Genomic DNA, 12,540 nt, shown 5'->3' with positions numbered 1-12,540 from the left:
CCTTTGTTAGGACCTCTTAGGGCCTGTCCGGCGGCTCAGGGTCGGACAGGTCCGTCGGACAGGTCTGTCGGGCGGGCCTGTCGGATGGGCCTGTCGGGCGGGCCTGTCGGACGGGCTTGTCGGACGGGCCCCTCAGGCCGCCGCCATCCCACCCGCCTCGAACGAGCCCAGGAGCTGTTCGAGCGCCGCCTGGTCGGGGCCGACGAACGGGTCGGCGTCCGGGGCGGCCGCGATCGTGTCGAGCATCCGAGGCGTCATCCGTACGGCCGGAGGCAGGTGCGTGCACAGCACGATCTCCGGGTTCATCTCCGCCAGCGGGGCGAGCGACGCCCGGTACTTCTCCGCGTCCACCAGGTGCACCCACGGGCTGTCGATCGTCGCCCACAGCAGCTGCGCCCGTCGCAGTTCCTCCGGCTTCAGGTCGCTCGCGTGCCCGCTCTCGGCGAGCTCGGCGCTCGGCATCGGGCCGCCGAAGCAGTCGGAGCTGAAGCAGATCCGGGTCCGGTCGTCGTAGAAGCCGACGGTGGCGGGGTTGTCGAAGAGCGGCGGCCGGAAGGCGTGCAGGGTGCGGTCGCCGACGTCGAGGGACTGGCCCGGATTGAGGAAGTACACCCGGTCCATGGGCAGCGCCCGCTCGGTCGACATGATGCCGAAGCCGAGGAACGTCGTGACCACGCGCGCGCGTGGGGCCGCGTCGAGCAGGTCGAAGATGCCGCCGGTGTGGTCCCGGTCGGGGTGGGTGAGCCAGATCCAGCGGACGTCGGCCGGGTCCATGACCCCGCCGAGCGCGGCGACGAAATCGCGGTCCTCGACCGAGAGCCCGGTGTCGACGACGACGGGTTCGGCGGCGGTGAGGACGTAGGCGTTGGCGGGGACGTGCCCGATGCCCGGGACGTCGAGACTGTCGGCGATCACCGTGGTGTCGCTGCCGACCTTGTGGGTGTCCATGGCGTGCTCCGTGGTCCCCCACACGCGACCGTACGAAACCAGTCTCCCGTGTGGGCAGGCGTCCCGCAGGACAAGGGGGACCCCCTTGCCCCGGCGAAGCCGAGCAGGGGGACCCCCTTGCCCCAGCGGAACAGTTGCCCACAACGGGGACGCAGACCCACAGCGGCGGGGCTAGCCGCAGCAGCCGCCCTCCGACTTCGGTTCGTTCAGTTCGAACCAGATCGCCTTGCCCTCGCCCCGCGGATCGACCCCCCACGCGTCCGCCAGCATCTCCATCAGGACCAGCCCGCGCCCGCTCGACGCCATCTCGCCCGGGTGCCGCTTGTGCGGCAGTTCGTCGCTCCCGTCGGAGACCTCCACCCGCAGCCGTCGCGACTTCTCGCCGCACGCCACCTCGGCCACCAGGAGCGCGTCGCCGTCCGTGTGGACGAGGACGTTCGTGACCATCTCGGAGACCATCAGGACCGCCGCGTCGAGCTGGTCCTCGTCCGACCAGTCGTGCAGCAGCTGCCGGACCTGCTCGCGCGCCTCGGCGATCCGTTCCGGTTCGGCCTGGGCGATCGTCATCAGGGTGCGGCGCGGGGCCTCCACGATCCGCCCGGCGGGCCGGCGGGAGAGCAGCAGCACCGCGATGTCGTCCTCGCGGCGGTCGGCGAGCGGGCCCGTCGTGTGGTGCGAGCCGGGCCCGTGGACGGCCTCCACGAGCGCGTCGGCGAGTCCCTCCAGGTCCTCGCCGTCGTGGGACTCCAGGAGCGCCCGTACCCGCTCCCAGCCGCTGTCCAGGTCGTGCCCGCCGGTCTCCAGGAGCCCGTCGGTGCAGATCATCAACGTCTCGCCGGGGTCCAGGGTGAGCCGGGTGGTGGGGTAGTCGGTGTCGGGGTCGATGCCGAGCGGAAGGCCACCGGCCGTGGGCCTGAGCAGAACCGTTCCGTCGTTCATCCGTACCGCCGGATCCGGATGCCCCGCCCGCGCGATGTCGACGATCCCCGTCTCCAGGTCGACCTCCAGGTAGAGACAGGTCGCGAAACGCGGACCGCCGCCGTTCCCGTCCCCGTCGTCCCCGTCCGTGATCCCGTACAGGAAGCGGGAGGCGCGCGAGAGCACCGCGTCCGGCCGGTGGCCCTCGGAGGCGTACGCGCGCAGGGCGATCCGCAGCTGCCCCATCAGGCCGGCGGCCCGCACGTCGTGCCCCTGCACGTCGCCGATGACGAGGGCGATCCGGCCCGGGCCGCGCCCGCCGGTGCGGGAGGAGCCGCCGGGCAGCCGGATCATGTCGTACCAGTCGCCGCCGACCTGGAGCCCGCCGCCGGTCGGCACGTACCGCGCGGCGACCTGGATGCCGGGGATGCCGGGACCGAGGACCGGCATCATCGTCCGCTGGAGGCCGAGCGACAGCTCGCGCTCGGACTCGGCCACGCCCGCGCGTGCGAGGGCCTGCGCGAGCATCCGCGCGACCGTCGTGAGCACCGAACGCTCGTCGGGCGTGAACGCCACCGGGTGCTTGAAGGCCGCCATCCAGGCCCCCATCGTCCGCCCGGCGACGACGAGCGGCACGAAGGCCCAGGAGCGGCGCCCGAACCGCTGCGCGAGCGGCCAGGTCATGGGGAACCGCCGCAGGTACTCCTCCGGCGTCGGCAGATAGATGGCCCGCCCGGTCCGTACGACCTCCGCCGCCGGATAGTCCGTGTCGAGGGACATCGACGAGAACGGCCCCTCGTCGCCCTCGCTGTGCCCGTGGTGGCCGATGACCGTCAGCCGGTCGCCGGCCACGCCGAAGACGGCGAGCCCGTCGGGCGAGAAACCGGGCATCGACAGCGAGGCCGCCACCCGCAGCACCTCGGCCGTCGACCGCGCCTCGGCGAGCGCCCGCCCCGCGTCGAGGAGGAAGGCCTCCCGGGAGCGGCGCCAGTCGCCGGTGATGGGGGTGCGGGAGGCGGTGCCCGGCGGCTGCTCGGCGACCTCCTGGAGCGTGCCGACCAGCTGGTAGTCGTTCCCCCGGATGAGCGGCTTCGACCTGCTCCGTACGGTACGGATCACCCGCCCGTGCCCGTCCATGATCCGCAGCCGGGCCTCGGCGAGGGTGCCCTCGGCGACGGCGAGGTTGACCACCCCGTCGATCTCGTTCCAGTCGACCGGATGAAAACGCGCCCGTACGGCCGCCTCGGTGAGCCGCACGGGCTCCGCGGGCAGCCCGAGCAGCCGGGCGGCCTCGGCGTCGAGCGAGACGATCCCGGACGCGTTGTCCCAGCGCCACAGGCCGGTCGCGATCGCGGCCAGGACGTCCTCGGTGCGCATTGCCCCACTTTATGAATATCGGACAGCAGGTCGCCACCGACAGTATTCGAAATGCGATCGTGGCCCGGCCGGTACCCTGGGTGGGTCTGCCCGCGTGTCCTGTGACGTCCGTGACAGGGGCCACGGGGCAGCCGCCCACCACCAAGATCCCGAAGACTGGATGAACGACGATGCATCGGTACAGGTCCCACACCTGCGGCGAGCTCCGCGCCTCTGACGTCGGCACCGACGTCCGGCTGAGCGGCTGGCTGCACAATCGGCGCGACCTGGGCGGCATCCTCTTCATCGATCTGCGCGACCACTACGGCATCACGCAGCTCGTCGCCCGGCCCGGCACCCCCGCCGCCGAGGTGCTCGACAAGCTGACCAAGGAGACCGTCGTCCGCGTCGACGGCAAGGTCGTCTCCCGTGGCGCCGACAACGTCAACCCGGAGCTCGCGACCGGCGAGATCGAGATCGAGGCCGCCGAGGTCGAGGTCCTGGGCGCCGCCAAGCAGGTCCCCTTCACCATCAACACCGACGACGGTGTGAACGAGGAGCGGCGCCTTGAGTACCGCTTCCTCGACCTGCGCCGCGAGCGCATGCACCGCAACATCATGCTGCGCTCCGCCGTCATCGCCTCCATCCGCTCCAAGATGGTGGCCCTCGGCTTCAACGAGATGGCGACCCCGATCCTCGCCGCGACCTCCCCCGAGGGCGCCCGCGACTTCGTCGTCCCGTCCCGTCTGAACCCGGGCAAGTTCTACGCGCTGCCGCAGGCGCCGCAGCAGTTCAAGCAGCTGCTGATGATCTCCGGCTTCGACCGGTACTTCCAGATCGCGCCCTGCTTCCGCGACGAGGACGCCCGCGCCGACCGCTCGCCGGGCGAGTTCTACCAGCTCGACGTCGAGATGAGCTTCGTCGAGCAGGAGGACGTCTTCCAGCCGATCGAGAAGCTCATGACGGAGCTCTTCGAGGAGTTCGGCGGCGGCCGCCACGTCACCTCCCCCTTCCCGCGCATCCCGTTCCGCGAGTCGATGCTGAAGTACGGCAACGACAAGCCGGACCTGCGCACCGACCTCGAACTCGTCGACATCTCCGACGTCTTCGAGGCCTCGGAGTTCAAGGCCTTCGCCGGCAAGCACGTCCGCGCCCTGGCCGTCCCGAACACCGGCGACCAGCCGCGCAAGTTCTTCGACTCCCTCGGCGACTTCGCGGTCTCCCTGGGCGCGAAGGGCCTGGCCTGGGTCCGCGTCGGCGAGGACAACGCCCTCACCGGCCCCATCGCCAAGTTCCTCACCGAAGAGAACGTCAAGGTCCTGACGGAGCGCCTCGGCCTGCAGCCCGGCCACGCGGTCTTCTTCGGCGCCGGCGAGTTCGACGAGGTCTCCAAGATCATGGGCCCGGTCCGGGTCGAGGCCGCCAAGCGCGCCGGCCAGTTCGAGGAGAACGTCTTCCGCTTCGCGTGGATCGTCGACTTCCCGATGTACGAGCGGGACGAGGAGACCGGCAAGATCGACTTCTCGCACAACCCGTTCTCCATGCCGCAGGGCGGCCTCGAGGCCCTGGAGACCCAGGACCCGCTGGACATCCTCGGCTGGCAGTACGACATCGTCTGCAACGGCATCGAGCTCTCCTCCGGCGCCATCCGGAACCACGAGCCCGAGATCATGTTCAAGGCCTTCGAGATCGCGGGCTACAGCCGCGAGACCGTCGAGGCCGAGTTCGCCGGCATGCTCCGCGCCTTCGAGTACGGCGCCCCGCCGCACGGCGGCATCGCCCCGGGCGTCGACCGCATCGTCATGCTCCTCGCCGACGAGCCGAACATCCGCGAGATCATCGCCTTCCCGCTCAACGGCAACGGCCAGGACCTCCTGATGGGCGCCCCGACCGAGCTGGACGAGTCCCGCCTGCGCGAGCTGAACATCCAGCTCCGCAAGCCGGTCGAGAAGAAGGTCGTCACGGAGGACCGCCCGGTGACGGAGTCGGTCCACCCGGAGGCGGGGCGGTAAGCCTCACCGGATACAAGAGAGGCCCGAAACCACACGTTGGTTTCGGGCCTCTTCTGCTTCCAATACGCGAATCGCCCTTCCGTTCCTCGTACGATCTTGTGCATGGAGGCTTCAGCGGGCCACTGGCAGGCACCCAGCGTCATCGAACGCGGACTGTACGAGGCGCGACTGCGCGACGACTGGCTCACGTACTACGACTTGGTCGCGGATGCGGACCTGTACCTCCCGCAACCGCGGCACCAGGCGGACGCGGATCCTGAGGTGACGATCTTCCGTCCCTACTGGGATGAACGGATGAGGGCCGCGTGCCTGGCCGTCCACACCGCCGGCATGCTGCCCACCCCCGTCGAGGATCCGGTCTTCGTCATTCGCAACCTCGGGTGGTTCGCACGGGTCTGGGAGCCCGGGGACCCGGCGTATCTCGTGGTGAACCCGGGCAGCCCGTGCGAGGGGTTCCTGGCCGCGACTCCGGAGGGTCGGGCCCGGTGGCGGCACCACTTCGAGAAGAGCGAACGGCCCGTCGGGCTGGCCCACGACGTCGTCCACACACTTGAGATAGGCGGGCCTCGACAAGGACAGGTCGCCTTCGGTCTCGCGGTGGGCGCCCAACTCTTCGTGCAGAACGGCCAGTTCTGGAACGCCATGGCGAACCACGGCGACGGCTACCGCAAGGAACGCGAACAGCTGGACCAGTGGTGGGGCGTCACGAGCCGGGAGGAATGGGTCCGCACTCAGGAACGGCTGCTGCGGGCCGACATGGTGAGCGGAGTCTGGGAGTTCGTCCTCGGGCTGCGGCACTCCTTGGCCCGGGATTTCGCGGGAACCGTTTCTGCGGACCACTGGCGGGAGGCCGCAGAGCGCATGATGCGTCTGCGTGCGGAGGAGGCTGCCGAGCCACGACTGACCCCCGACGGCGTGACGCGGGGCCGCGCCGCATCTCCCTCCTACCTCGCCGCAGAGGTCGAAGGAGTCCACCGGCTCATCGGCCGGATCACCCGCTACGAGGCGCGCTTCCGGGCCGACGGCCTACTGCGGGAGGGCGCGTACATCCGCTCCGTCGAAGCATGGGACTACGGCCGCGCCTCGGCCATGGCCCGCTGGGGCCTGGCCGCCCGCTACTGCACCCTCCCAGAGGCCGAGGCCGCCGTCATCCGGGCCGGCCGCCTCGTCCAGGTCAACTACCGCTCGTGGGCGGACTTCTCCGCGGGCTACGCGCTGGGCCGCTGCCTCCACTTCGACGAGGAGGAGTTCGGCGAGTGGTACGACAAGACCCTCCGTACTCACCGCGCCCTCACGACGGGCCTGACCAGCCCGTGGCTCACGATCCCGTGGAACTGAGGGACGGCGCTGCGGAAGCTGCAGAACGCATGAGGTAGCGGACTCCTCCGGGGGGGGCAGTCTTCCCGGCTAAGAGAACAGAAGCTCGTCCTTGAGCTCGATATGTGGGAAAACCCTGAGTCGGAGAGATCCTTTTATAGAGCCTGTCGCGAACTCTGTACACAGGATGGTCTCCCTGCCCCCTTCCTCGATCCAAAGGCGCGTCGCACCTTCTCTGAAGATGTCCACCGTGCCACTCTCTCGAGTCCACAACAGTCGAATTGACCGGCCGGCGGTACTGAAGCTGAAGCGCAACGATTCCCCGGTGACGTCTTCCAGGTCGATCTCTTGTGTATCCGCTTCGATTTCCACGGGGTCAACCCCAAGGGACTCTGCGAAGCGGTGCAGGTCAGGTACTGAGAATGCTTCTTTCGTCATGCTATCTGCCGCCTTTGAAGATTGCGGTGGAAAACCTCAGGGTTCCATCCTCCATTATTTGCCAGGTGGCCTCTACCTGGCGGATCCCGTAAGGCCCGTAAATGGCCGACTTCACCTCGCCGAACTCGCCCCACTGATTCGTGAAGGTCCGGTCGAAGCCATTGCTTGTCGCGTCTTTCAGATGATCGATGACGTACTGCCTCGAAGCCGGAGTGTCATGGAACCCGATGCTCTTCAGCTGCTGCGCGTTCTGTCTTGCTCTGGGGCTGTTGTGCTCGTCCGCCTTGATGTCTTTATCGAAAAGGTAATCCAGCTTCCGATCGTCGATGTGAGGACACGGCGCCAGGCCGAGAGGGTCCGCCCACGTGTGGGGGTTGTGGACATACGTTTCCGGGTTCGGGGCCGGGCCCAGGCCCAGGGGGTCCGTAGAGAGGTATCGGGCCGATTCCGGGTCGTAGTAGCGGAAGTGGTTGTAGTGGAGGCCCGATTCCGGGTCGAAGTACTGGCCCGGGAAGCGGAGTGGGGTGTAGGCCGTCGCGTCGCGGGTCCATGTGGTCGTGCCCCAGAGCGTTGCACGCGTGCGCCAGGCCACGTCGCCCGACTCGGAGACCAGTTCCGTCGGAGTGCCGATCAGGTCCGTGACGATGGCGAAGAAGCGCTCGTCGACGGAGTCCGTGCCCGTGCGGCGCTCCGTCTGGGTTAGGGGGCGTAGGCCTGCATGGTCCCAGGTGAGGGTGACGTCGGCCGTCGTCTGTTCGCAGAGGGTTGAGCCGTCCCAGGTGAAGTGGACTGTCTCGAAAGGGGACTGCTTCGATATTCGGCGGCCCAGGGGGTCGTACCCGTAGCGCCACACCGTGCCGTCCGGTGTCGTCACCGAGGTCAGGCGGTCCTCCGCGTCCCACTCGTAGCGCCAGGTGTCCGGCTTTCGGGAGAGGCGGGTCTTCTGGCGGAGGACTATTCGGCCCTGGGCGTCGTGTTCGTAGCGGACGGAGCCCGCGGTCGTGATCCGTGTCCCTGCGTACGCACGTGCCCCCGTCGCCGCGTGAGACGGGTGCGTCGACGGCCAGGACGCCTCCGTCTGGTTGCCGGCCTCGTCGTAGGCGTACCGCTCCGTCCAGTTGTGGGCGTGGACTGCCGTGACACGGCCGGCCGAGTCCAGGTCGAAGCGGCGGGCGCCCGAGAGTTCGTCCGTGATGCCGATGAGGCCGCCGTCCGCGCGGTACGTGTACGCGCGGTGCTGGAGGCGGCGGCCCGCACCGCCCGTGACCTCCTGCGTGGTGAGGCGGCCCATCGGGTCGAACGAGGACGACAGGTTCGCGAAGTCGCCTATTCGGCGGGACGTTTCGCGGCCCAGGGCGTCGTGAGTGAAGGCCAGTGTCCGGCCCGACGAGGTCAGTTCGGTACGGCGGCCCGCCGCGTCGTACGACCACGTGCTCGTCGAACCGCCCGGCGTCGTCCGACCCGTTCGCCGACCGGCGGCATCGTGCGTGAACGAGAGCGTGCGGCCGTTCACGGTCTCCGAGACGAGGCGGCCGTAGCGGTCCCGAAGGCGCGTCAGCGTCGTGTCCGGGCCGGTCGCGGTCGCCAGCTGGTCGAAGACGTCGTACTCGTACGTGCTGACCGCGCCTTCGACGTCCTTGTGGACGATGCGGCCCAGACCGTCGCGCTCGAAGCCGATCTCCTGCCCGAGGCCGTTCGTGCGGGAGGCAAGCCGGCCCGCCTCGTCGTACGCGTAGCCCAGCGTCCTGCCGTCGAAGTCCGTCTCCGAGACCAGCCGGCCCGCCGCGTCGTACGCGTAGTCCCAGGTCAGGCCCTGCGGGGCCGTCACCCGGGTCAGGCGCAGGTTCGTGTCGTGGGCGAACTCGTAGCGGACGCCGTCCGGGCCCGTGCGGGAGGTCAGCAGGTCGAAGTCGGTGTACGTGAAGCTCGTCGTGCCGCCCAGTGCGTCCGTGTGGCTCAGGCAGTTGCCCTCACCGTCGTACGTCCAGGACTCCACCGTCCCGTCGGGGGCGATGCGCCGGGACGGGTGGCCCTCGACCGTCCACTCCAGGCGTGTGACCGCGCCCAGGGGGTCTGTGACCTGGGTCGTACGGCCGAAGGCGTCGTAGGAGTAGCGGGTGACCGCGCCCAGAGGGTCGGTGATCTCTACCGGGAGGCCGCGGGCGTCCACGACCAGTCGCGTCGTGGCGCCCAGTGGGTCCGTCATCGACGTCAGCCGGCCCGACTCGTCGTACGCGAACTCCGTCCGGGCGCCCGAAGGGGCCGTCACCGACGTCCGGTTGCCGCGTTCGTCGAAGGTCTGGCGGGTGACGTTGCCGTCGGTGCCGGTGATGCGGATCGGGAAGCCGCGGTCGTCGTACTCCGCCCGTGCCTGGCGGCCGTCCGGGCGCTCCATCGTCGTCGGTCGGCCGTGTTCGTCGTACGTGGTGCGGCTGACGTGGCCCAGCGGGTCCGTCCGCGACAGCAGGCGGTTGTGGCGGTCGTACTCGTAGCGGGTGACCCCGCCCAGGGCGTCGATCTCGGCGACCACCTGCGCGCGGTCGTCGATCAGATGGCGTTCGGTGTGTCCGAGGCCGTCTGTGAGGGTGGTGATGCGAAGGCCGGTGGCCGGGTCGACGCCGTCCCAGGTGAACGTGGTTTCCAGGTGTCCGTTCGTGCCTGACTGGTACGTGCAGCGGTCCTGGTCGTCGTAGACGTAGTCGAAGCGGCTTCCGTTCGTGTCGGTCCACGAGGTGATGCGGCCGTGCTCGTCGCAGCCGAAGCGCAGGGGACGGCCCGAGGAGTTCACGACCTCGGTCAGGTGGCCGTCCGTGTAGCCGTAGCGCAGGATCTCCTGGTCCGCGAGGTGGAGGGCCGTCACACGGCCTTCGCTCGTCGTGAGCTTCAGGTGGTACCCGCCGTGGTGGACGATCGCCGCCGGGGCACCCGACTCGTCGTACTCGAACGTGATCCAGCGGCCGTTGCGGTCGTCCAGCTGGGCCAGGAGGGCCAGTTCGTCGTTGTGGTCGACGAAGTGCCGGACCGTGCCGGTGTCGGGGTCCGTGATCGTGTAGCCGTCCTCCACCCGGTCCAGCGGCCACTGCCGGCCGTGCGTGGGCATGACCGGGACGCCCGGCGCCGGATGCGGGTAGGCCAGGAGGCTGCCCTCGTCGCAGCTGAAGATCACGCCTTCGGAGTCGATCTCAAGGCGCTGGTCGACCGTCGACGACCAGGTCGGGCCGAACCAGCGCCCCGAGCGGCGCGAGGAGTCGAACGTGCGCCGGAACACGAGGGGCAGCGAGCCGGGCAGGGCGATGTCGGTCTGCGGCAGCAGCATCCGGCCCGTCGCGATGTCGATCGGGTCCCTCTCGCACTTCGTCTCGCGGCACGTCTTGCCGTTGCTGTGCGGATCCTTCTCGACATCCCTGCGGACCCCGCCCGGCTTCTTCTCCTCCAGCAGGCGCTTCGTGCCGTTCCTCACCGCGGCGCGCACGCCACCGCGCACCAGGCCGGTGCCCTTCGTGCCGATCAGCTCCGGCAGGAGCCGGCCGCCGAACTCCGACGGGTCGGCCTTCAACGAATCCCAGGTGCCCTGCAGCGCCCTGTCCGGGTTCGCCGCCGTGGACACCAGGCCGGCGAGCGTCATGTTGACGCCCTTGTAGTACTCCGCCGGGTGGGTCATGTTGTACGGGTCGGTCGGGTTGACCGAGCGGACGAAGTTCACCAGGCCGGCCACGCCCTTGACGGTGCCAGCGCTGAAGTGGGCCAGCTCGATGCTGGTGCCCACGCCGTAGTCCATCAGCTCGGCCTTGACCCGCTCGCGGCCCGTCGGCTCCTTGGGCGCATGGGCGAGGGCGGCGCCGACCGCCGCCTTTGCTGCCTCCCCGGCCTCGTCGCGGGCCTTGCGCGCGTCGTTCAGGATCTCCTGGGCGCGCTTCCGCTTGGCCGTGCCGGGGTCGGAGAAATCCCCGGGGTCGGGGAGCGGGCTGTCGGTGCTGCTTGCTGCCTTGTAGGCGGCGACCTTCTTCTCGTGCGTCTCGTGGGCCGCCTTGGAGTCCTCGTCGCCCTCCCTGTACAGGGCTATCGCCTCACGGGCCCTGCCCTGCGCGCTCACGATCGCGTGGGAGTACGTCTCCAGCGCCTTGGCCGCGTTCTCCATCGCGTCGGCGGCGTGCAGCCAGTCGGTCGGCAGGGTCTCGAAAGCCGACCGGAACGCGTCGGCCGCCGCGCCCTTCCAGTGACCGGCGTCCAGCTTCTTCATCCCGCCGCCGACGAGGTCGAACGCCCTCTGGAAGTCCCGGAGGTTCTGCACCGACTCGGCGATCTTCTCCGGCTTGCCGTGGATGAGCTCGTCCGCCTGCTCGGTCTGCCCGAGCTGCTGCTCCCCGACCTCCGCGCCGAGGGAGGACGCGGTCTTGTCGCCCCAGTCCTCGACCGCGTCCGCCCAGTCGTGCGTGCCGGCGGCGTCGAGGATTCGGCCGGTCATGTCGGTCGCCTGGTCGACGCCCTCGCCGAGGAACTCCTTGCCCTTGTCGATGCCGGCGCCTATGCCGTCGCCGATCTTGTCGATCCCCTTGTCGACCCAACCGCCCCAGTCCACCATCAGCGGTCGTCCCCCCAACGCGGCTGCTCAGCCTGCTCGACGGTCGCCCTGTCCGGGGCGAGGTCGTCCTTGAGCTCCTCGTCCATGCGTCGGCGCATCTCCGGGTCCACCAGACCGGAACGCTCCAGCGAGTCCAACCCCGCGTCCGAGACGTCGTAGCCGGTGTTCTTCCAGTTCTGCTCGACCTCTTCCTGGGCCTTTCTGAACGACTCCGCGCTCCCGTCCGCGTTGTCCCACGCGTGCTGGTCGCGGATGGTCTCCCAGCTCTTCTTCGTGACCTCGTCCTCGGACAGGTGCGGGTTGCCGTTGACGGCGTTCGCGACGACCTTGATCGAGTCCTTGATGTACCGTTCCTGCTCCGCGAACGACCCCGCGGACAGGCCGACCCCGATGGCGAACTGGTTCCCCCGCATGGTCAGCGCGCGGACGCCCCACTCCCAGCGCTCGCAGAACGTCTTGAACTGCGAGGTCAGACCGCCGTGCCCCAGTTCGAGCCCGGACAGGGCGAGATCCGAGAACCCCCGGCCCGCCGACGCCTCGCCGATCATCCCGAGATCCTTCAGCTCGGCATGCGCCAGGTCGATGCCCTTCGCTATCGCCGCCAGCGCATCCGCCGGCACCGCGAGATTCGGCTCGTCGCCGCTCATCGCGTCCCCGCCCCCGTTTCCCTGAGATCGACCGCCACGGCGTCCGGGACGATCCCCGCCACCGGCGGAAACAGCGCCCCGTCCGCACTGCCCGCGTCCAGCGCGACCCCGCCGGGACCCGGCAGCACCGGCACCATCACGTCGAGGAGCCGCGCGCCGAGGACCGTCCGGTACGTCCACTCCCGCTCGGCGTCCCCGCGCGCGACCGCGAACCGCGCCAGCGCCTCCTCGTCCGAGAACGCGCAGATCCACCGCACCCCGTTGAAGTCCGCGGTCCAGAGACTCTCGTGGCCGTCGAACGGCACGAGAGTCTCTGGACCGC

At 69.7% G+C, this 12,540-nt stretch carries 7 protein-coding genes and 1 pseudogene; 2 read left to right on the top strand and 6 right to left on the bottom strand.

The features are described 5' to 3' along the window. Positions 1-132 precede the first annotated feature (132 nt). Together CCN56_RS33095 and CCN56_RS33090 are read right to left on the bottom strand one after the other, a co-directional pair. Complete coding sequence (locus CCN56_RS33095) at positions 133-948, bottom strand: MBL fold metallo-hydrolase (protein WP_086831546.1); 816 nt, start codon at positions 946-948, stop codon at positions 133-135. Positions 949-1,119: 171 nt separating this feature from the next. Beyond that, the gene (locus CCN56_RS33090; protein ID WP_086831545.1) at positions 1,120-3,243 is read right to left on the bottom strand and encodes a SpoIIE family protein phosphatase; all 2,124 of its coding nucleotides are present in this window, start codon (positions 3,241-3,243) and stop codon (positions 1,120-1,122) included. Positions 3,244-3,413: 170 nt separating this feature from the next. Here CCN56_RS33090 and aspS point away from each other — a divergent pair, with 170 nt between their 5' ends. Together aspS and CCN56_RS33080 are read left to right on the top strand one after the other, a co-directional pair. After that, a complete protein-coding gene (aspS, locus tag CCN56_RS33085; RefSeq protein WP_086831544.1) occupies positions 3,414-5,234 on the top strand; it encodes an aspartate--tRNA ligase in 1,821 nt (606 codons plus the stop codon). A 102-nt stretch (positions 5,235-5,336) separates the two neighbouring features. Further along, the gene (locus CCN56_RS33080) at positions 5,337-6,572 is read left to right on the top strand and encodes a DUF1266 domain-containing protein (RefSeq protein ID WP_086831543.1); all 1,236 of its coding nucleotides are present in this window, start codon (positions 5,337-5,339) and stop codon (positions 6,570-6,572) included. A 69-nt stretch (positions 6,573-6,641) separates the two neighbouring features. On the opposite strand, the gene CCN56_RS33075 is transcribed toward CCN56_RS33080, so the two are convergent. The 4 genes and pseudogenes from CCN56_RS33075 to CCN56_RS33060 form a co-directional block, all read right to left on the bottom strand. After that, complete coding sequence (locus CCN56_RS33075; RefSeq protein ID WP_086831542.1) at positions 6,642-6,989, bottom strand: hypothetical protein; 348 nt, start codon at positions 6,987-6,989, stop codon at positions 6,642-6,644. A gap of 1 nt (position 6,990) precedes the next feature. Continuing rightward, the gene (locus tag CCN56_RS33070) at positions 6,991-11,571 is read right to left on the bottom strand and encodes a putative T7SS-secreted protein (RefSeq protein ID WP_256962314.1); all 4,581 of its coding nucleotides are present in this window, start codon (positions 11,569-11,571) and stop codon (positions 6,991-6,993) included. After that, positions 11,571-12,218: a hypothetical protein gene (locus tag CCN56_RS33065; RefSeq protein ID WP_086831541.1), complete on the bottom strand. Its 648-nt coding sequence runs from the start codon at positions 12,216-12,218 to the stop codon at positions 11,571-11,573. Before CCN56_RS33065 ends, CCN56_RS33070 begins: the two co-directional genes overlap by 1 nt. Beyond that, positions 12,215-12,540: pseudogene (locus tag CCN56_RS33060) on the bottom strand (SseB family protein); the annotation flags it as partial. The gene CCN56_RS33065 and the pseudogene CCN56_RS33060, both read right to left, overlap by 4 nt.

Origin of the sequence: Streptomyces sp. NRRL B-24572 (assembly GCF_002156145.1) — a bacterium.
Taxonomy (GTDB): domain Bacteria; phylum Actinomycetota; class Actinomycetes; order Streptomycetales; family Streptomycetaceae; genus Streptomyces; species Streptomyces vietnamensis.
This window is presented reverse-complemented; position numbering and strand designations above follow the sequence as displayed.

Bases quoted from the DNA above. Each gene is read 5' to 3' on its own strand.
- CCN56_RS33090 (WP_086831545.1), bottom strand. From the start codon at position 3,243: ATGCGCACCGAGGACGTCCTGGCCGCGATCGCGACCGGCCTGTGGCGC.
- aspS (WP_086831544.1), top strand. From the start codon at position 3,414: ATGCATCGGTACAGGTCCCACACCTGCGGCGAGCTCCGCGCCTCTGAC.
- CCN56_RS33080 (WP_086831543.1), top strand. From the start codon at position 5,337: ATGGAGGCTTCAGCGGGCCACTGGCAGGCACCCAGCGTCATCGAACGC.
- CCN56_RS33095 (WP_086831546.1), bottom strand. From the start codon at position 948: ATGGACACCCACAAGGTCGGCAGCGACACCACGGTGATCGCCGACAGT.
- CCN56_RS33075 (WP_086831542.1), bottom strand. From the start codon at position 6,989: ATGACGAAAGAAGCATTCTCAGTACCTGACCTGCACCGCTTCGCAGAG.
- CCN56_RS33070 (WP_256962314.1), bottom strand. From the start codon at position 11,571: ATGGTGGACTGGGGCGGTTGGGTCGACAAGGGGATCGACAAGATCGGC.
- CCN56_RS33065 (WP_086831541.1), bottom strand. From the start codon at position 12,218: ATGAGCGGCGACGAGCCGAATCTCGCGGTGCCGGCGGATGCGCTGGCG.